We start from the raw sequence: 19,537 nt of genomic DNA, 5'->3' as shown, positions 1-19,537 counted from the left end.
GGCCCCCTTAGACACTGGGCAACGGCCCCCACCCGGGGGGGGGGCGGGGGGGGGATGATTCCACTTGGAATACCTCTCAATGGGGGGGGGCCTGGTCTGTTGGGGGACGGGCCCCCCCGCCGTCGTTGCCAAGCTTGAGTGTGGGTCAGAGGCCGGGATCGGCCTCGAACGCACCTTCCTCGAGCCGTGCACGGAGCGTCTGGAGGAAGCGGCCCGCGTCAGCGCCGTCCACGAGACGGTGATCGTAGGTGAGCGAGAGGTACATCATCGAACGGATCGCGATGACATCGTCGCCGTCGGCGTTCTGGGTGACCCAGGGTCGCTTCACGATCGCGCCCGTGCCGAGGATCGCCACCTGCGGCTGGTTGATGATCGGGGTATCGAACAGCGCTCCGACCGAGCCGATGTTCGTGATGCTGAACGTCCCGCCCGAGAGCTCATCCGGCCCGATCTTTCCGCTGCGGGTCCGCGACGCGACGTCCGCGATGCGGCTCGCGAGGCCGGCGAGGTTGAGGTCGCCCGCGTTGCTGATCACCGGGACGAGAAGGCCCTTCTCGGTGTCCACAGCGATCGCGAGGTGCTCCGCGTTGTGGTACGTGATCTCCTGCGTTTCCTCGTTGTACTCCGCATTGAGCTTCGGATGCTGCTTGAGCGCTTCCGCGACCGCTTTCGCGATGAACGGCAGGAAGGTGAGCTTCACGCCGTTCTGTGCTTGGAAGTTCGCCTTCGCACGGTCGCGGAGCTTCGCGATCTTCGTCATGTCGATCTCGTGCACCTGCGTCAGCTGCGTCGACGTATCGAGCGACTCGCGCATCCGGCGGGCGATGACCTGACGGATGCGGGGCGCCTTCTCGGTCTTGCCGCGGAGCGACGAGACGGCCGGGGCTGAGGGAGCGGCCTGAGGGGCCGGGGCCTGCGTGGCTGCAGCCTGGGTGCCCGTCGCCGCAGCGCCGTTGGCCTTGGCGGCATTGGCCTCCGCGGCAGCAACGACATCCTGCTTGCGGATGCGACCGCCCACGCCGGTGCCCTTGACCGTCGAAAGATCGACGCCCTGCTGGTTGGCCAGCTTGCGGACTAGGGGCGTCACGTACCCAGCATCGGCGCCGGCCGAGGCGGGCTGAGTGGGGGCGTGCTGGGCTGGAGCCTGCTGAGCGGGGGCCTGCGGCGCGGGCGCTGACTGGGCGAGGGCGCGGTCGGCGTTCTCAGCCGGGGCTGGAGCCGAGACCTGCGGCTCGCTTGGCTTGCGCTCCGGCTCCGCCTCGGGAGCGGGCTGCGCTGCGGGGGCCGGGGCAGCCTGGGCGGCGGCGCCTGATCCGATGATGGCGAGGACGGCACCGACTTCGGCGGTCTCGTCCTCGTTCACGCGGATCTCCTGAAGCGTGCCGGCGACCGGTGAGGGGATCTCGGTATCGACCTTGTCGGTGGAGACCTCGAGGAGGGCTTCGTCGACCTCGACCGCATCGCCGATGCTCTTCAGCCATCGGGTGACCGTACCCTCGGTCACGCTCTCGCCAAGGGCGGGGAGGGTGACTTCATGTCCATCGGGGGCAGCCTGGTCGACGGAGGGCTCAGCCGGCTCCTCCACGGGAGCGGCCTGCTGGGCGGGCTGAGCAGGTGCCTCGTCGGCAGGCGCAGCCTCCTGAGCGGGCGCAGCCTCCGCAGGCGCAGCCTGTCCGGAAGCCGCACCGGAGCCCGTGCCGTCACCGATCCGTGCCAGCGGGGCGCCGACCTCGGCAGTCTCGTCCTCGGCAACGAGGATCTCTTCGAGGATGCCGGCAATCGGTGAGGGGATCTCCGTGTCGACCTTGTCCGTCGAGACTTCGACCAAGGGCTCGTCGACCTCGACGCGGTCCCCCACCTGCTTGAGCCAACGGGTGACGGTGCCTTCGGTCACGCTTTCCCCGAGGGCCGGCAAATTCACGGCTTCAGACATTTGTCTCCGTGCTCCTTTTGCTTCTCTTCGTGCGATTGATGTCGGTGTCGGAGGCGATCAGCCGTGGAGCGGCTTGCCAGCCAAGGCGAGGTTCGCCTCACCCAAGGACTCGTTCTGGGTCGGGTGGGCGTGGATGAACTGTGCCACGTCCTCGGGGTAGGCCTCCCAATTGACGATCAACTGCGCCTCGCCGATCTGCTCTCCCATGCGGGCGCCGATCATGTGCACGCCGACCACGGGTCCGTCCTTCTGGCGGACGACCTTGACGATGCCCGAGGTCCCGAGGATGGAGCTCTTGCCGTTGCCCGCGAGGTTGTACTCCTGGGCTTGGACCTGGTCCTCGCCGAACTTCGCCTTCGCGCCCTTCTCGGTGTAGCCGACGGTCGCGATCTCCGGGTCGCAGAAGGTGACCTTCGGGATGTTGACGTCCTCAACCACCACCGGGTTCTGGCCCGCGATCTCCTCGGCCACGAAGATGCCCTGCTGGAATCCGCGGTGGGCCAGCTGGACGCCGGGCACAATGTCGCCGACCGCATAGATGTTGCCCACGCCGGTATGGAGGCGCTCGTTCGTGATGACGAAGCCGCGGTCGATGGTGATGCCCTGCTCGTCGTACCCGAGGTTTGCGGTCACCGGGCCGCGCCCCACGGCGACGAGGAGGAGCTCGGCCTCAAACGTCTTGCCGTCCACGAGCGTGACCTTGACGCCATTGTCGTCCTGCTCGACACCTTGGAAGAACGTGCCAGTGTTGAACTTGATGCCGCGCTTCTTGAAGGCGCGCTCGAGCTGCTTGATGATCGCGTCGTCCTCGTTCGGAACGAGCGACGGCAGGCCCTCGACGATGGTCACGTCGACACCGAAGGACTTCCAAACGGAGGCGAACTCGACACCGATGACGCCGCCCCCAAGGACGATCGCCGACTTCGGAATGTAGTCGAGTTCGAGCGCCTGATCGGAGGTGATGACACGTCCGCCGAGCTCGAGGCCGGGAAGGGTGCGCGAGTACGAGCCCGTGGCGAGGATGATGTTCTTCGCCTTGTAATCCGTACCGTCGACGGTCACGGTGTCCTGACCGGTCAGGTGGCCTTCACCCTCGATGACCGTAATGCCCTTGGCCTTGATGAGGCCGGTGAGGCCCTTGAACTTGCCGGCGACGACGCCGTTCTTGTACGCATTGACAGCGTTGATGTCGATGCTTTCGAGGCTCACGTTGACGCCATACTTCGCAGAGTCGCGTGCGTGGTCTGCGAGCTCAGCAGCGTGCAGGAGAGCCTTCGTCGGGATGCAGCCGTTGTGCAGGCAGGTGCCGCCCAGCTTGTTCTTCTCGACGAGCCCGACGCGGAGGCCGAACTGGACGGCGCGCAGAGCGGCGGCATAGCCGCCACTGCCGCCCCCGAGGACCAAGATGTCGAATTCCTGCGCAGTAGGCTGGTCGGCCACGTGACGCTCCCTCGCATAGAAGGACGGCGATAAGCCGTCGTGTGACAATGTGCCGCCAGCGTGTGCGCTGACAGGCCCCGTATCAGGGCAACCCTATCGCCCCGACGGACTATGCTCCACCTTCCTAGGGCCGTTTGTCTCGGCCTTGTGGCAAGGCTCACGGTCCGACATTGGTTTCGCAAAGCGGATTTATCTTCTCACTAAGTGGAAGAAGAAGCGTAGAGGTTCGTCGTGTGACGTCGGTCTCTTCGCCCTGCTTCGCGCACACTGAACGGCGTGCGGCGCGCCCGATCCCGTCGGGCGCCCCGCACGGCGAGGGCAATCAGGAAGCGCGCTGTGCGACGTCTTCGACGTACCGGACGAGCGTGCGAACCATGGCCCCTGTTCCCTGCTTTGGAGTGAAGCCGTACGGCGAGCCTGTATTGAAGGACGGCCCCGCGATGTCGATGTGAGCCCACGGGATGCGGGAGCCGTCCGGCCGCGTTCCCACGAATTCCCGCAGGAAGATCCCGGCAGTGAGCATTCCGCCGGCCCTGTCGCCCACGTTCGCGATGTCGGCCACGGCGGAATCGAGCCCTGAGCGCAGCTCGTCAGGAAGCGGCATGGGCCAGGACGGCTCGCCTTCGCGGTCCGCGGCGTCCTTGAGCGCTCCCGTGACCTCGGCGTCGCCCATGAGTCCGGCAGTGCGAGTCCCCAGAGCTACGATCGCGGCCCCAGTGAGGGTGGCGATATCGATGATCACATCGGGGTTCTCCTCGCTCGCGGCCGCGATCCCATCGGCCATGACGAGGCGCCCCTCGGCGTCCGTGTTGAGCACCTCGATGCTCGTGCCGCCCCGGGCCACAATGACATCCGCCGGCCGCTGGGCCGTTCCGGACGGCATGTTCTCGGCGATGCAGAGCCAGCCGGTCACCTTTGCTCGGACGCCGAGGCGGGATGCCGCCACCACCGTCGAGAGGACCGCCGCCGCCCCGGCCATGTCGCTCTTCATCTCGTCCATCTTCGCCGCGGGCTTGATGGAGATCCCGCCTGTATCGAAGGTGATGCCCTTGCCCACCAGATGAACGGTCGGGAGCTTGGCGGACTGAGCCGGGATGTGCTCGACCTTGACGAGCCTCGGGAGACGCGAGCTGCCCTGGCCCACCGCGAGAATGCCTCCGAAGCCCTCCTTCTCCAGGCGTTTCTCGTCCCACACGGTGATCTTGACGGAGGTCCCCCTGCCGAGTTCCTTCGCTGCTTCCGCAAACGACGCCGGATACAGCTGGCTGGGCGGCATGTTCACGAGGGTGCGGGTCGCATTCACGGCTTGGCCGACGACGGCGGCCCGCTCGAGAGCGCGGTCCGCGGCGGCGCTGCCTGCGATGGGGGAGAGGACGACGACGCGCCTGACGTTCGGTTTGGCGGCCTCGGCCGTGCGGGACCGATGCTCCGTGTAGGAATAGGCGCCGAGTGCCGCCCCCTCGGCAACCGCGGCGAATTCCTCTGCCGTGGGTGTCGGAAGCGCGAGGACCACCGTGTCGAGACCGGCCAGCTGCCGCACCGCCGAGCCGGCGGCGCGGCGCAGCTGCTCGGGGGACGGTGCTCCGCCGTCGTTCTTGTCTGTTTCGGGGTTCCCCGCTCCGGCGAGCTTTCCCACGCCGGCGAGTGCGATGATCTGCGTGCTCAGTTCGGAAAAGCCGGGGAGCCGCACGAGGGAGTCCGGCGCGCCCGTGACGCCGAGGAGCCGTAGGGTGCTCTGGATCGCCTCCGCATTCTTGGCGCCCAGGGGACTGTCCAGGAGGACGGGGCCCTCGGCCCCTTGTGCCACCCCGACGACGACGGCGTCGCTCGGCGTCTTGCGAAGGTCTCGGGCGACGGCGCTCAACGTGGCTTCGGCATTGGTGAACACGGAATGCGGCCTCAATTCTCCATGTGCGGGTAGGAAGTGCGGGTAGGAAGACAGTGGGAATTCCGATCGTAGCCGCAGATGGAATGATGGAACGCCGTGTGCGGTTGACCTCAGTGTCGCGGTTGCCGACACCTAGGCGCCAAGGACCAGTGACGTCAGGAGAGGAGCGACATTCACATGGACGACCGTTGGGGCGGCCCGCTACAGGATCCAGCTGGCCTCTACGCAGCCGCCCAGGAGCTGCTGGACGACACCGCCCTCAAAGGGCTGCCGATGCTCATGGGATTCACGGGCTTTGCGGACGCCGGACATGCCGTGGAGCAGATCAGCGCAGAGCTCCTGCGCTCAGGCGAGCCGCGGACCGTCGCCGAATTCGACGTCGACGCGCTTCTCGACTACCGCGCCCGCCGGCCGCGGGTCACCTTCGTCGAGGACCATCTTGAGGACTACAGCCCGCCGCGGCTCGCGCTCTACGCCCTCGTCGACGGCCTCGGACAGCCCTACCTCCTCCTCGCCGGACCCGAGCCCGACTTCCAATGGGAGCGCTTCGCACGCGCCGTCGTCGACCTCGTCGAAAAGCTGGATGTGCGCCTCGTGCTGTGGACTCACTCGATCCCCATGCCGGTTCCGCACACCCGACCGCTGGGCGTGACGGTGCACGGCAATCGGCCGGAGCTGGTCGAGGGGATTTCCCGGTGGAAGCCGATTGTGAGTGTTCCAGCCGCCGTCGGGCACCTCCTCGAGCTCAGGCTGTCGGAGGCAGGACGCGGCGTCGCCGGATTCGTGGTCCACACTCCGCACTATCTGGCAGAGGCTGAGTATCCGGCATCCGCCGTGGCGGGACTTGAACACCTCGGCGCAGCCGGCGCCCTCATGCTTCCGACCGATCGGCTGCGCGAGGCGAATCGGGAGGTCGAACGCCAGATCGCGGAACAGGTCGCCGGTTCGGACGACGTCCGCGAGCTCGTGGAGGGCCTCGAGGAGCGCTTCGACGAACGCTCTGCAGATGCGCCGCGCCGCTCCCTCCTCGCAGCGATGAGCGGAGAGCTGCCCGACGCCGAGAAGCTGGGGGCGGCCGTCGAGGCCTATCTCGCCTCTCAGGAGGAATCGCGGGACGAGTCCGTTGAAACGGACGAGTCGATCGACGGGGAAGCCACCCACCACGAGGAAACGGGAGATGGCCCGGGTGAGGGTCGGGCCGGGGGCTAGGATCGGGGGAGTGAACAGCTGGCGCGCGTGGACCGTATGGGGGATAGGGGTTTTCGCGTACCTCGTGGCTGTGGTCCAGCGGACCTCCTTTGGCGTGGTCGGCCTCGAAGCCTCGGATCGGTTCCATGTGGGCGGCGCCGTCCTTTCCGCCTTCACCGTGCTGCAGCTCGTCGTGTACGCCTCGCTGCAGATTCCGGTGGGCATGCTCGTCGATCGCTTCGGGTCGCGCATCATGGTGGCAACCGGTGCCATCTTCATGGCGCTGGGCCAGCTCCAGATCGCCGTGGCCGAATCGGTGGTCACCGGCATCATCGGGCGGATGCTCGTCGGCATGGGCGACGCGATGACCTTCGTCTCGGTGCTGCGCTTGGTCCCCCTCTGGTTCAAGCCGAAGCGCTCGCCGCTCCTCACCCAGCTCACCGGCATGCTCGGGATGCTGGGTCAGCTCGTGAGCGTGATCCCATTCCTGGCCCTCCTGCATGCCCGGGGCTGGAGCGCAGGGTTCTTCTCCCTCGCCTCGCTGTCCGTGCTCGTGGTGGTCCTCGTGCTTTCCCTGCTGCGCAACGCGCCCGCGGGTGCTGCGGCCAGGGGTGGAGAGACTCCCGAGGGCACACGTGCTGTCCTCGCTTCCGCCTGGCGGCAGGCGGGAACGCGGTTGGGGATGTGGAGCCATTTCACCGTTCAATTCAGCGGAAACGTGTTCGCCCTCGCGTGGGGCTTCCCGTTCATGGTGGCCGGCCAGGGCTATGACTCGGCCACCGCCGCTGGGCTCATGTCCTTCTTCGTCGTGGTCTCGCTCCTTGCAGGACCGCCGATGGGACGGTTCGTCTCACGGCATCCCCTGCGGCGTTCCACCCTCGTCCTCATCATCACGGGGCTCACCGCGGTGGTCTGGGCCGTGGTGCTCCTCTACCCGGGTCAGGCGCCGCTGTGGCTCATGATCCTCCTCGTGGCGGTGCTCGCGCTCGGGGGTCCGTGCTCCATGATCGGCTTCGACTTCGCGCGTACGTTCAATCCCTCCCACCGCCTGGGCACGGCCACGGGCATCGTCAATTCGGGCGGCTTCGTCGCGGCGCTCCTGACCATGTTCCTCGTGGGCTACCTGCTCGATCTCCAGCATGCCCTCGGCCTCTCACCCGCCGGCCTTTATTCTCTCGACGCGTTCCGGGTCGCGCTGGCAGTGCAGCTCGTGGTCATGGCCTTCGGCTCGGCGATGGTCCTCGGAGTGAGGCGAAAGGTGCGCCGGCAGCTGGCGGCAGGCGGCGTGAAGGTTCCGCCGCTGCGTGACGCGCTGCTTCTGACGTGGACGGATTTCCGCTCGCGTCGACTCGCGCGCCGCTGAGCGGTCTCGGCCAATCCTGCGCGATTCGTCCTCCCCAAGGGATTTATTGGAAGAGTTGTCCACATAGCCTCCGCCTAGCGCACACGCGGTGGTTTCGAGCGGCAAAGCTGTTCGGCATGGAGAAGATCAACCGGCGCGAGGGCAATCCATCAGAGGGAAACGGCTGGGACGGGTTGTGCATCCGCGAACCGGAGGACATCCTCGCCTTCATTCCCCACACTATCGGCGAGTGGCCCACAGAGAGCCTCATCGCCGTCGCTGTTGGGGGAGGGAGCGTGGGAGTAACCGTACGGGTGAACCTGCCGACTGATGGGTCTGGCGCCCCGAACGCCGAGGAGCTTACGGGCGCGGTGCGCGACCACCTTGCGGGCGATGTGCTGGCCGACAGCTGTGTGCTCGCCGTCTTCACCTCGCAGTCATGGACCGATCCCTGTGCGCCTCCGTGGATCGACCTCGTCACTTCGCTCGGCGATGATCTGGCGGCCGCCGGAATCCCCGTTCTCGACGCCTGGCTCGTCGGCCGCACCCATTGGCGCAGCATGCTCTGCAGTGACGCATCGTGCTGCCCTTGGCCCGGCCGCCCGATCGAAGCCATCGAATCGAGCAGGCTAGGCGCCGAGATGGTGTATCGGGGCAGCAGCTTCGGAGACCCAGTCCGGCACGATTCCCGCAAGCCCAGTCCCCGGAGGCTGGAACTCGAGGGTCAGGCGATCTGCGCAGCTGGCGAGCACGGCCTGGCCGACTCGGAACTCTGGTGGAGCGCTGCAGCGTTCGCCAGCGCCCTGGCCTGCTGGGAGGAGGCCCTCTCTGGCGCATCTATCCCGGCCGAGCGGATCCTCTTCCTTGCCTCGTCCTTGACCCGCCCGGCGCTGAGGGACGCCGCCCTCGTCGCTGCGGCGGTCGGTGCCACGACAGCGTGGACCGCGAGTGTCGAGGTCGGCGCCGTCGATCCGGCTGAGCTGGCGTCCCGGCCCGAACCGTCCGACTTCCCGGGCGCGTCCAGCCGTCGAGTGCAGGAAGCAGTCGAGGGCTGGCTCGCAGGAGGGCGATCCAGAGGCGGGGGAGCGGGCACCGAAGCCGCCCTCACCTACGGCGCCGTGCTGCTCGGCGGCACGCGGGAGCGCCCAGACTGGGCACGGATTGGCCGCTTCGAGAGACTGCTCAGGCAGATGTCCGAGCTGGAGGAACCTGAGATCCGAGCCCCCGCCCTTGCCCTTCTGGGATGGATCTCGTGGGCGCGAGGGCGTGGGTCGCGGGCGGCGGCCTATCTGCGCCGAGCGCTGTTGGCCGTGCCCGGGTACCGCTTCGCCGAGCTCTTTGCGCGCGTTGTCGACTCGGGCGAGGTGGCGGGTTGGGCCCGGCGGCCCGAGACCGCGTGGCGTCCCGTGGAAGAGGCGGCCTAGGGCGCAGTTCGGCGCCGATTGGCGCACTGCTGTTGTTCCGCATATTGCGTCTGTTCCGCATATTGCGTCCGCGAGTGCCTACCTGTGCCGCAGCCGTGCGACAATAGACGCCAGACCCGGTCGGGTCCGAGCACCGGAAGCCACGATTTTCTCTCCTGTTCCATCAGCGGGAACGAATCGGGCGGCCGAGGGGTTGATACATAAGACCCTTCGGTCCGGGTTGCGCATTGCGCAGAGCACGGACTTGACAGGGTCATAGTGGTGTTGCCCCCATGGTGACACCAGGACAGCGGCAGGAAGGTGATCGTGACGCCCCCCACGGAGAAGGAAACAGCTGAGAAGGCCGCGGTAGAAACCGAGGTGCCCAAGGCTGCATCCAGCAAGCGCGCTTCGGCGGGCTCCCGCTCCAAGACCACGACCGCAACCAAGGCCAAGGCGACAGCGCGGAAGTCCGCAGGCAGCCAAGCCAACGGCGCCAAGACGGCAGTGAAGGATTCAGCGGCTCAAGGGGCCGCCGCGGCGGAGGAGGTCGAGGGCGACGCGGTCGATCTCGATGCGGTGACGCCCCCCGACGAGGAGCTCGCAGCCGAAACGGACGTCGAGGAAGACGAGAAGGAGGAAGCCCCGGCGACCGCCGCCGCCATGGTGATCTCGGACGCCGATGAGGACGACGCACCGGTTCAGCAGGTGACGTCGGCTGGTGCAACCGCCGATCCGGTCAAGGACTACCTCAAGCAGATCGGCAAGGTCGCGCTCCTCAACGCCGAGCAGGAGGTCGACCTCGCGCTGCGCATCGAGGCCGGCCTGTTCGCCAAGCACAAGCTCGACGAAGAGGGCGGTACTTACGACACCCAGTACCGCCACGACCTAGAGCGGATTGTGCACGACGGCGAGCGGGCCAAGAACCACCTGCTCGAGGCCAACCTGCGACTTGTCGTCTCGCTCGCCAAGCGCTACACCGGCCGCGGCATGCTCTTCCTGGACCTCATCCAGGAGGGGAACCTCGGGCTCATCCGTGCGGTCGAGAAATTCGACTACACGAAGGGCTTCAAGTTCTCCACCTATGCCACGTGGTGGATCCGCCAGGCCATCACGCGCGCCATGGCCGACCAGGCTCGGACCATTCGAATTCCGGTCCACATGGTCGAGGTCATCAACAAGCTTGCGCGTGTCCAGCGGCAGATGCTTCAGGACCTCGGTCGTGAACCCACTCCGGAAGAGCTCGCCAAAGAACTCGACATGACCCCGGAAAAGGTTGTCGAGGTGCAGAAGTACGGCCGCGAGCCGATCTCGCTGCACACCCCGCTGGGCGAGGACGGCGACTCCGAGGTCGGCGATCTGATCGAGGACTCGGAAGCCGTGGTGCCCGCGGATGCCGTGAGCTTCACGCTCCTTCAGGAGCAGCTCCATTCGGTGCTCGATACGCTCTCGGAGCGGGAGGCCGGTGTGGTGGCGATGCGCTTCGGCCTGACCGACGGCCAGCCCAAGACCCTCGACGAGATCGGCAAGGTCTACGGTGTGACGCGCGAGCGCATTCGGCAGATAGAGTCGAAGACCATGTCGAAGCTGCGGCACCCGTCACGCTCGCAGGTTCTTCGGGACTATCTGGACTGATCGGCGCACAACGCGATCAGCGCGCCAACGGAAAGGCCCGGACACCCAACGGTGTCCGGGCCTTCGTGCTCCCTGCGAGGACTCGTTCGCGTGCGGGCTCCCTCCGCGAAACGCATCGGCCATTCTCTCCCTCAGCCAAACTTGCACGAGACATACTACCTATCGGTAGACAGAACGCTCTGTGCGCAGGGAGTATGGGTGGCGGCGTCCGTCCGGTCCTCCTTGTAAAGCGGGGAGTGGTCCGGGCGGGCGTCCTCCAGATTGCTGTTTCGGGGGAATCGAGTCGGGAACGTCGGATTCCTGCAACGAAAAGGCCCGGACACTCACGGTGTCCGGGCCTTGCGCTCCCAAGTCGACGGGCTGTTCCCGCGACGTGGTCCTCTCTGGACCTCAGGCTTCGGGGAGGGCTGCCTTCTCGGTGAGCCGGCGCGTCTCGTCGTGCCAGTGCGATGCAATCGGGCGCAGCTTGCCTTCGACAGCGCGCGCGTGGTGGGCGCAGAACATGAGCTCGCCACCAGACGTCTCGAGTACCACTCGGACATAGGCCTGTGCTCCGCAGCTGTCGCAGCGGTCGACGGCGGTCAGGGTGCGGTCCGCAAGGGCTGAAGTCATCTCGGCCTCCTTCACTCGTACCGGGCGGTTTCCTCGGTCTTACCCATCTAACACCCCGACATTCGCCGGAAATCCCACAAATCGGACACTTTCGCTGGGGGCGTATCAATGTTCCATAACGAGCGGGAGCCCCGAAGCGGCCTTCGGCCTCGATTCGAGGTCGCTGTGAGTGGCGTCAACGCGGGGTCGTCGCGGTGCGACTAGGCTAGCCCTGTACTGCGCGCTTAGCCGCGTCCCTCCCTGCGCCATGAAGGAGCTTCTCGAGCGTGACCCCGAGCTCTGAATACACCGCCAGGCATTTGTCTGTCCTCGAAGGCCTCGAGGCGGTTCGCAAACGTCCTGGCATGTACATCGGTTCCACGGATTCGCGCGGGCTCATGCACTGCCTGTGGGAGATTATCGACAACTCGGTCGATGAGGCCCTTGCGGGGTTCGGCCACGACATCAAGGTGATCCTCCATCCGGATGGTTCGGTCGAGGTGCACGACGACGGCCGCGGCATCCCGGTGGACGTCGAGCCGAAGACGGGCCTCACCGGTGTTGAGGTCGTCTTCACGAAGCTCCACGCAGGCGGAAAGTTCGGCGGCGGCTCCTACACCGCTTCGGGCGGCCTCCATGGTGTTGGGGCGTCGGTCGTCAACGCGCTGTCGGCGCGCTTGGACGTCCAGGTCGATCGCGGCGGCAAGACCTACCAGATGTCATTTCGCCGGGGAGAGCCGGGCCGCTTTGCGGACACCGGCTCGCGGCTAAGCCCAGATGCGCCGTTCGAACCGTTCGTGGACGACTCCGTGCTCGATGTGGTGGGCAAGGCGAAGCGGGGCGTGACGGGAACCAGGATCCGATATTGGGCTGACCGCCAGATCTTCACCCCGGACGCGAAGTTCTCCTACGACGAACTCGCGGGGCGTGCCCGGCAGACGTCCTTCCTCGTCCCAGGCCTCCGGATCACCGTGCGCGATGAGCGCCGCCTTCCGGGAACTCCCGGGGAGGGCGGCCCGCACGAAGAGGTGTTCCACCACGATGGCGGAATCTCGGAGTTCGTGGACTTCCTTGCCATCGATGCCCCGGTCACGGATACGTGGCGCCTACACGGCTCGGGCACGTTCAAGGAGACCGTTCCTGTCCTTGACGAGCGCGGGCACAGCAAGATCGCCGAGGTCGAGCGGAACTGCGACGTCGACGTGGCACTGCGCTGGGGGGTCGGCTACGACACGACAGTGCGGACGTTCGTCAACATCATTGCGACACCGAAGGGCGGAACGCATCAGGCAGGCTTCGAGACAGCCCTGCTGAAGGTGTTCCGGAAGGCCGTCGAGGCCAACGCCCGCAAGCTCAAGGCGGGCAACGACAAGGTCGAGAAGGATGACGTCCTCGCGGGCCTCACGGCGGTGCTGACCGTCCGGCTGGCAGAGCCGCAGTTCGAGGGCCAGACGAAGGAGATTCTCGGCACCGCGGCCGTGCGCCAGATCGTCTCGCGGGTCATTGAGAAGGAGCTCGGCGCCAAGCTGAATTCCACGGCGCGGGCGGACAAGAATCAGAGCTCGGTGCTGCTCGAGAAGGTCGTCAACGAGATGAAGTCTCGCGTGACGGCTCGGCTCCACAAGGAGACGCAGCGGCGGAAGACGGCGCTCGAGTCCTCGACCCTCCCCGCGAAGCTGATCGACTGCCGGACGGACGATGTCACGCGCTCCGAGCTGTTCATCGTGGAGGGCGATTCTGCGCTCGGGACGGCTCGCCACGCGCGATCCTCGGAGTTCCAGGCGCTCCTTCCGATCCGCGGCAAGATCCTGAACGTGCAGAAGGCCTCAGTGGGGGACATGCTCTCGAACGCCGAGTGCGCCGCGCTCATCCAGGTTGTCGGCGCGGGCTCGGGGCGAAGCTTCGACATCGAGGCGGCCCGGTACGGGCGAGTGATCCTCATGACCGACGCCGACGTGGACGGGGCCCACATCCGCACGCTGCTCCTGACCCTCTTCTTCCGCTACATGCGGCCCATGGTCGAGGAGGGACGAGTGTATGCCGCCGTCCCGCCGTTGCATCGCGTGGAGGTTGTCAATCCGGGCAGCAAGGCCAACGAGATGGTCTACACCTACTCCGAAGGCGAGCTGCACGTCCTGCTCAAGCGCCTTGAGTCTGAGGGCCGTCGCTACAAGGAGCCGATCCAGCGCTACAAGGGGCTCGGCGAGATGGACGCCGACCAGCTGGCCGAAACGACCATGGACCCACGCCACCGCAGCCTGCGCCGGGTGACGATCGAGAGTGCCCAGCGCGCCGAGGAAGTGTTCGAGCTGCTCATGGGCTCTGACGTGGCGCCGCGGAAGGACTTCATCGTCTCCGGCAGCGCGAACCTCGACCGCGAGCGCATCGACGCCTGACCTCAGGCAGCTCTATCCGACGAGCCCGGCGCTACCCGACCAGCCCCGGCGCCAGCAGGAGGACGGTTGGCACGGCGAGGAGGAGCCCGGAGCCGGCGAGCACCGCCGTCGTCCGCGCTCTGCTGAGCGGCGGACGCGGGGTGAGCAGCCTGCTGACCCGGGCGGCGAGTGAGGCCCCGCCTTCGTCCGGCATCCCGGGCTCGGCGGCGGGCTGGGGGCGGACGACGGCAGGCAGGCCCGCAGGCTCCTCGGCTGCGCTCCCGCCGAGGGCAACGAGGGCGATGGCCCGCACGAGCGTCTCGTCGGGTGTGGTGCGCCGCGCGATGTCGTCCGCGAGCATCTCGACGAGCGACGACACGGCGGCACGGGAGAGGCGTGTGGTCGGCAGCCCGGGGAGGGCCTGCCGCCACGCCTCGAAGGACCACAGCAGCAGATGGTGCCGCTGGGTCAGGTGGGCGCGCTCATGGTCGACGACGGCAGCGAGCTCGGCAGGGGAGAGCGCCTCCAGGAGTCCATCGGAGAGGACTGTCACTGACCGAGACCCTCCCGGCAGGCAGTAGGCAACCGGGGCAGGGTGGTTGATGACGAGGGTGCGCTCGATCGCTCCCGAGGGAGAGCTGAGCACTTCGAGGAGCTCGCGGTGCCGGCGCCGCTGCGTCGTGATCCGCGCGTAGGTGAGGCCGAGCGTGAAGATGAGATGGGTGCCGAGAAGGGCTGCGGCGCACAGGGCGAAGAGATGCCAGAAGTGGAGTTCGTCCGTGGCCCGATTGCCCAGCACGATCCCGATGGCGCGCCGGAGCGCCTGCAGCAGGTTGTCGCCGAGGGGCTCGAGGCCGTAGACGAGCATGGCGCCGATCATGGAGAGGCCGCCTGCGAGGGCGATCGACTGCCACAGGACCATGGCTGCGAAGGGCGAGCGGGAGGTCCATTGGGCGCGCGAAAGCGCCACCGGCACCGGCCACGCGAGCAGGATTGCCAGCAGCGCGAGGAGATAGGCGGTGAGCAGCACGGCCGTTCCCCGGGTGGGCCGGTCGGTCAGCCCCGAGCGAGGAGTTTGCGCAGGGTGGCTGCCTCCGCTTCGGTCACGCTTCCGATGAACCGCGCGAGGACCGCCTCCCTGTCCGGGGCAGTGCCCAAGGCCTCGTGCATGAGGCGTGCGGTGTGGTCTTCGCGGGTCGAGACGGCCCGGTACCGGTGAGGCCGGGTCCCGCGCTCGCGCTCGACGAGGCCCTTCTTCTCGAGTCGGGACAGAACGGTGAGGACGGTCGTCACAGCAAGGTCCTTGCTTTGCACTTCGCTCTGCGCGAGGCGGTCACGCAGCTCGTTCGCCGTTGACGCTTCCGGCGTCGACCACAGCTGGTCCATTACCGAGCGCTCGAGCTCCCCCAGGCTTGCCATCTTCTTGTCCTTCCATGAAATCCCAACGGGTTCCCGCAGGCGATCGCCGCGGGCCCGTGTATCCATTCTACGCGAGGTAGAAGACAAAAGGGAGATGTTCTACACTCTGTAGAAGCCGAGTCTTCTACGGGATGTAGAAGATTGGGGTTCCGCCCTCGACAGGAGCGCAGATGGACGCCTTGGAAATCGCCCGCTGGCAGTTCGGGATCACGACTGTCTACCACTTCATGATGGTCCCGCTCACGATCGGGCTCGGGCTTGTCGTCGCGGTGATGCAGACCGTCTGGTTCCGCACCCGGAAGCCCGAGTACCTCAGGATGACCAAGTTCTGGGGGAAGCTCTTCCTCATCAACTTCATCATGGGCGTCGCCACCGGGATCGTGCAGGAGTTCCAGTTCGGGATGGCCTGGAGCGAATACAGCCGGTTCGTGGGCGACGTGTTCGGTGCACCGCTTGCGATGGAGGCGCTCCTGGCATTCTTCGTGGAGTCGACCTTCCTGGGCCTGTGGATCTTCGGCTGGAAGCTCCTGAGGCCCGGTCTGCACCTCGCCGCGCTGTGGTGTGCCGTCATCGGCTCGGCCGTTTCGGCCTACTTCATCATCGTGGCGAACAGCTGGATGCAGCACCCCGTCGGGGTCACCGTCGTGAACGGGCGGCCGGTCATGACCGACGCGTGGGCGGTCTTCACCAACAACACCGCGCTGGTCGCCGTCCCGCACACGCTGCTCGGCGCACTGGGCGTGGCTGGCGCCTTCCTCCTCGGCATCTCGTGGTACCACCTGTGGCAGCGCCGGCACGACGGCATCGACACCGTAGACGCCACCGGGCGGGTAGTACCCGGCGCGCATCCGGAGCTCCCCGGCCGCGACCGCGCGGACCACGCGGTCTGGCTCCGCAGTCTCCGGATCGGGGCCGTCGTCGCCATGATCTCCTTCGCCGGCACGGCTATCACCGGCGATCTCCAGGGCAAGCTCATGTTCGAGCAGCAGCCGATGAAGATGGCGGCTGCCGAGGCCGCCTGCCACGACGGCACGAGCTTCTCGGTCCTCTCCGTCGGCGACCTCGGCTCGAAGGACTGCTCGAACGTGGCTGCCGTCATCGAGATCCCAGGACTGCTCTCGTTCCTCGCAAAGGGCGACTTCTCGACCGACGTCAAGGGCGTGAACAGCCTGCAGAGCGAGTACAAGCAGGCCTACGGGGCCACGCTTCCCAATGACCCGATCTACGGCGATCGCGCCGGCCAGTCCATCCAGTACGTGCCGGTCATGGAAGTCACCTATTGGGGCTTCCGCATGATGATCGGGTTCGGGGGCATCGCGGCCCTCGCCGCCGCCGTCGCCCTCTACCTCACGCGCAAGGGCACGGTGCCTCAGGCGCGCTGGCTCATGCGCTTCGCCGTCGTCGGCATCCTGGCGCCGTTCGGCGCCAATGCGGCCGGCTGGATCTTCACCGAGATGGGCCGCCAGCCGTTCGTCGTGGCCCCGAATCCGGCGATGGCCGGCAGCGTGGACCAGGTGTTCATGTTCACCGCAGCCGCCGTATCGCCGGGTGTGAGCGCCGGGGAGATCCTCACCTCGCTCATCATCCTCACGCTCGTCTACGCCGCGCTCATGGTCGTGGAGGTCCGGCTGCTGTGGCGCTACACGCGCGGCGGCGTCGCCTCCGCCATGCCGGAGCTCGCCGAAAAGCATGACGACGGGGAGCACAAGCAGTCCGACGACGTCCTGGCCTTCGCCTACTAGGAGCGCACTGATGGAGACTCTCCCCACAGCTCTTTCCACGCCACTGCCGACCGTGTGGTTCTGCGCCGTCGCCATCCTCTGGATCGGCTACCTCTTCCTCGAGGGCTTCGACCTCGGGGTGGGCATGCTCATGAAGCTTTTCGCCCGCGACGAGGCCGAGCGGCGCGTGCTCCTGAACACGGTCGGGCCGGTCTGGGACGGCAACGAGGTCTGGCTTCTCACCGCCGGCGGGGCGACTTTCGCTGCGTTCCCGCGGTGGTACGCGTCCCTCTTCTCGGGGCTGTACCTCCCACTCACGCTCGCGCTCGTCGCGCTCATCTTCCGCGCCGTCGCCTTCGAGTACCGCGGCAAGATCGCCTCCACCCGCTGGACGGCGGCGTGGGACTGGGCGATCGGCCTCGGCTCCTTCCTCGCGGCGTTCTGCGTCGGCGCAATGCTCGCGCTCACCACCACCGGACTGCCGCTCAACGCCAACGGAGACCGCGTGGGCGGGCCGTTCGCCTGGTTCACCTGGTACGCGGTGCTCGGAGGCCTCGCCGTCGTCGGGTTCGCGCTCGTCCACGCCCTTGCCTTCCTCGCCCTCAAGACCGACGGCGAGGTCCGAGTCAGGGCCCACCGGGCCTTCCACCGCTGGATGCCGCTGGGAATCCTGCCGCTCGTCGTCTGGGCCGTCTCCATCCAGCTGCACAACGGCAAGTGGTGGAGCTGGACCCTCACCGCGCTCGCGGCCCTGGCCGCGCTCGTCTCCTGGCAGCTCGCTCGCCGCGGTTCCGAGGGAAGGGCGTTCCTCCTCATGGCGGCCTTCCTCGCCACGGGTGCGGCGGGGATCTTCAGCGCGGTCTACCCCGTGGTGCTGCCATCCACCCTTGACCCGGCCAACAGCCTGACAGTTGCTACGGCGTCATCCTCGTCCTACACGCTGGGTCTCATGACGGTCGTCGCCCTCATCGGCCTCCCGCTCGTCCTCGCGTACCAGAGCTGGACCTACTGGGTCTTCCGGAGGCGCATCACTGTCGGCAGCATCCCGACAGCCCACCACGTGGTCCCGGCCTTCCTGACGCGCCTTGTGACTGGATCCCACGGGGTCGAGCCAACGCCCGCGAAGGAGGCCTAGCTCCGTGCGTCCCAGCATCCCCTCAAGCCGGACGACCCGCACCGCCCTCGTCCTCCTGACGATCCTCGCGGTCCTCAAGGCCGTGGCCCTCGTCCTCGTGGCGCAGGGTGTCGCCTCCGGGCTGGCGGGAGCCTTTTCCGGTCATGGGGGCGACTGGCGCGAACCCGCGGTCACGGCTGCCCTCGGCGTCCTGCTCCGCGCCCTGGGGGAGTGGGCCGGCCTGCAGGCGGGGCGCTGGGGCGCCGTCGGCGTCCGGGAGGAACTGCGGGCCCGGCTCGTCGAGGCCGCGCTCGAGAGCGGCGGCAGCGCAGCCGCGACGGCAGCGGACGACGGCGACAAGCGGGTCGCGTCGTCGGCCGCCGGAACGGCGGTGCTCGCCGTGCGCGGGCTGGACGCACTCGACTCGTTCTACACGGCCTACCTGCCCGCCCTCGTCCAGTGCTCCGCCGTTCCGCTCATCGTCGGTGCCCGCATCCTCGGTGCGGACTGGGTGAGCGCGGTCGTCATCGCGCTCACGCTGCCCCTCGTGCCCGTCTTCATGGTCCTCATCGGCAAGCACACCGAGGATCGCGTCTCTGCCGCGCAGCAAGCCCTCGCCCGCCTCGGCTCGCATCTGGTGGAACTCGCCCAAGGCCTGCCCGTCCTCGTGGGACTGGGCCGGGCCGCCGAGCAGCGCCGTGCCCTCCGGGCGCTGTCTGAGGAATTCTCCACGCGGACCATGGGAACCCTGCGTGTTGCCTTCATGTCCTCGCTCGCGCTCGAGCTCCTCTCGACGATTTCGGTGGCGGTCGTGGCCGTCTTCATCGGCGTCCGGCTCGTCCACGGAGACATGCCGCTCGAGGCCGGCATCCTGGCGCTCGTCCTCGCGCCCGAGTGCTTCCAGCCCCTGCGCGACCTCGGAACCGCGCACCACGCGAGCCAGGACGGGGCAGAGGCACTCCGGCGCGCCGAGGAGGAGATTGCCCGCACGCGCGGCCACCGACTCTCCTCTTGTGACGGCTCTCGCGACGGCGGTGACCTCGGGCGTCCCGTGGACCTCCGGATCGCCGGACTCACCGTGCAGTACGCCGGGCGCCCGGGGCCGGTGCTGGACAGCGTGACGTTCACGGCGCCGAAGGGGGAGATCACCCTTCTCGAGGGGCCGAGCGGGGCTGGGAAGACCACGGTGCTGCACGTGGTAGCCGGCCTGCTGCGCGACGGATCCGGCGCCAGCGTAGCGGGCGTGGCTGCTGGGGGCGCCCCCCAACGCGTCGCCTACGTCCCGCAGCACCCTCAGTTCACGGAGCCGAGCGTGCGCGCCGAACTCGCGCTGTCCGCCGACGGGACCCCTGCCGGCCTGGTGTCCGCGTCCGTTCGTAATGCCCTGGACGCTGTCCTCTGCGGCGACCTCGCCGAGGCGAATCCGGCCGAACTGAGCCCAGGGCAGCAGCGGCGCATCGCCGTCGCCCGCGGGCTCCTCCGCGTGGC

Annotated in this window: 14 protein-coding genes; 8 read left to right on the top strand and 6 right to left on the bottom strand. The window is 67.6% G+C overall.

Annotated features, from left to right (window positions below; all coding sequences use genetic code 11):
* Positions 1–145 precede the first annotated feature (145 nt).
* From sucB to ACTHL9_RS05020, 3 genes are all read right to left on the bottom strand, one after another.
* On the bottom strand, positions 146–1,933 hold the full coding sequence (gene sucB, locus ACTHL9_RS05030) for a 2-oxoglutarate dehydrogenase, E2 component, dihydrolipoamide succinyltransferase (RefSeq protein WP_440517752.1): 1,788 nt from the start codon (positions 1,931–1,933) through the stop codon (positions 146–148).
* Positions 1,934–1,990: 57 nt separating this feature from the next.
* Complete coding sequence (lpdA, locus tag ACTHL9_RS05025; RefSeq protein WP_440517750.1) at positions 1,991–3,373, bottom strand: dihydrolipoyl dehydrogenase; 1,383 nt, start codon at positions 3,371–3,373, stop codon at positions 1,991–1,993.
* Between the two features lie 322 nt (positions 3,374–3,695).
* The gene (locus ACTHL9_RS05020) at positions 3,696–5,261 is read right to left on the bottom strand and encodes a leucyl aminopeptidase (RefSeq protein ID WP_440517748.1); all 1,566 of its coding nucleotides are present in this window, start codon (positions 5,259–5,261) and stop codon (positions 3,696–3,698) included.
* 177 nt (positions 5,262–5,438) lie between these two features.
* Here ACTHL9_RS05020 and ACTHL9_RS05015 point away from each other — a divergent pair, with 177 nt between their 5' ends.
* The 4 genes from ACTHL9_RS05015 (at position 5,439) to ACTHL9_RS05000 (ending at position 10,829) form a co-directional block, all read left to right on the top strand.
* The gene (locus ACTHL9_RS05015) at positions 5,439–6,470 is read left to right on the top strand and encodes a proteasome assembly chaperone family protein (RefSeq protein ID WP_440517746.1); all 1,032 of its coding nucleotides are present in this window, start codon (positions 5,439–5,441) and stop codon (positions 6,468–6,470) included.
* A 10-nt stretch (positions 6,471–6,480) separates the two neighbouring features.
* Positions 6,481–7,812: an MFS transporter gene (locus tag ACTHL9_RS05010; RefSeq protein WP_440517744.1), complete on the top strand. Its 1,332-nt coding sequence runs from the start codon at positions 6,481–6,483 to the stop codon at positions 7,810–7,812.
* 116 nt (positions 7,813–7,928) lie between these two features.
* Positions 7,929–9,215 carry a DUF4192 family protein gene (locus tag ACTHL9_RS05005; protein WP_440517742.1) on the top strand — a complete coding sequence of 429 codons (1,287 nt, stop codon included), beginning with the start codon at positions 7,929–7,931 and terminating at the stop codon, positions 9,213–9,215.
* Between the two features lie 306 nt (positions 9,216–9,521).
* Positions 9,522–10,829, top strand: coding sequence for an RNA polymerase sigma factor (locus ACTHL9_RS05000; protein ID WP_440517740.1), 1,308 nt, complete (start codon positions 9,522–9,524; stop codon positions 10,827–10,829).
* A gap of 390 nt (positions 10,830–11,219) precedes the next feature.
* On the opposite strand, the gene ACTHL9_RS04995 is transcribed toward ACTHL9_RS05000, so the two are convergent.
* Positions 11,220–11,441 carry a DUF7455 domain-containing protein gene (locus ACTHL9_RS04995; protein WP_440517738.1) on the bottom strand — a complete coding sequence of 74 codons (222 nt, stop codon included), beginning with the start codon at positions 11,439–11,441 and terminating at the stop codon, positions 11,220–11,222.
* A gap of 266 nt (positions 11,442–11,707) precedes the next feature.
* Here ACTHL9_RS04995 and ACTHL9_RS04990 point away from each other — a divergent pair, with 266 nt between their 5' ends.
* Positions 11,708–13,816: a DNA gyrase/topoisomerase IV subunit B gene (locus tag ACTHL9_RS04990; RefSeq protein ID WP_440517736.1), complete on the top strand. Its 2,109-nt coding sequence runs from the start codon at positions 11,708–11,710 to the stop codon at positions 13,814–13,816.
* Between the two features lie 31 nt (positions 13,817–13,847).
* On the opposite strand, the gene ACTHL9_RS04985 is transcribed toward ACTHL9_RS04990, so the two are convergent.
* Complete coding sequence (locus tag ACTHL9_RS04985) at positions 13,848–14,825, bottom strand: M56 family metallopeptidase (protein WP_440517735.1); 978 nt, start codon at positions 14,823–14,825, stop codon at positions 13,848–13,850.
* Positions 14,826–14,851: 26 nt separating this feature from the next.
* A complete protein-coding gene (locus ACTHL9_RS04980; protein ID WP_440517733.1) occupies positions 14,852–15,214 on the bottom strand; it encodes a BlaI/MecI/CopY family transcriptional regulator in 363 nt (120 codons plus the stop codon).
* Positions 15,215–15,384: 170 nt separating this feature from the next.
* On the opposite strand from ACTHL9_RS04980, the gene ACTHL9_RS04975 reads away from it, so the two are divergent.
* From ACTHL9_RS04975 to ACTHL9_RS04965, 3 genes are all read left to right on the top strand, one after another.
* The gene (locus ACTHL9_RS04975; protein WP_440517732.1) at positions 15,385–16,956 is read left to right on the top strand and encodes a cytochrome ubiquinol oxidase subunit I; all 1,572 of its coding nucleotides are present in this window, start codon (positions 15,385–15,387) and stop codon (positions 16,954–16,956) included.
* Positions 16,957–16,966: 10 nt separating this feature from the next.
* Positions 16,967–18,070 carry a cytochrome d ubiquinol oxidase subunit II gene (gene cydB, locus ACTHL9_RS04970; RefSeq protein ID WP_440517731.1) on the top strand — a complete coding sequence of 368 codons (1,104 nt, stop codon included), beginning with the start codon at positions 16,967–16,969 and terminating at the stop codon, positions 18,068–18,070.
* A gap of 4 nt (positions 18,071–18,074) precedes the next feature.
* Positions 18,075–19,537, top strand: a 1,463-nt coding sequence (locus ACTHL9_RS04965; protein WP_440517729.1) for an ATP-binding cassette domain-containing protein, incomplete at its 3' end; no start/stop codon positions are given.

Source organism: Sinomonas sp., assembly GCF_051955515.1.
GTDB lineage: Bacteria > Actinomycetota > Actinomycetes > Actinomycetales > Micrococcaceae > Sinomonas.
This window is presented reverse-complemented; position numbering and strand designations above follow the sequence as displayed.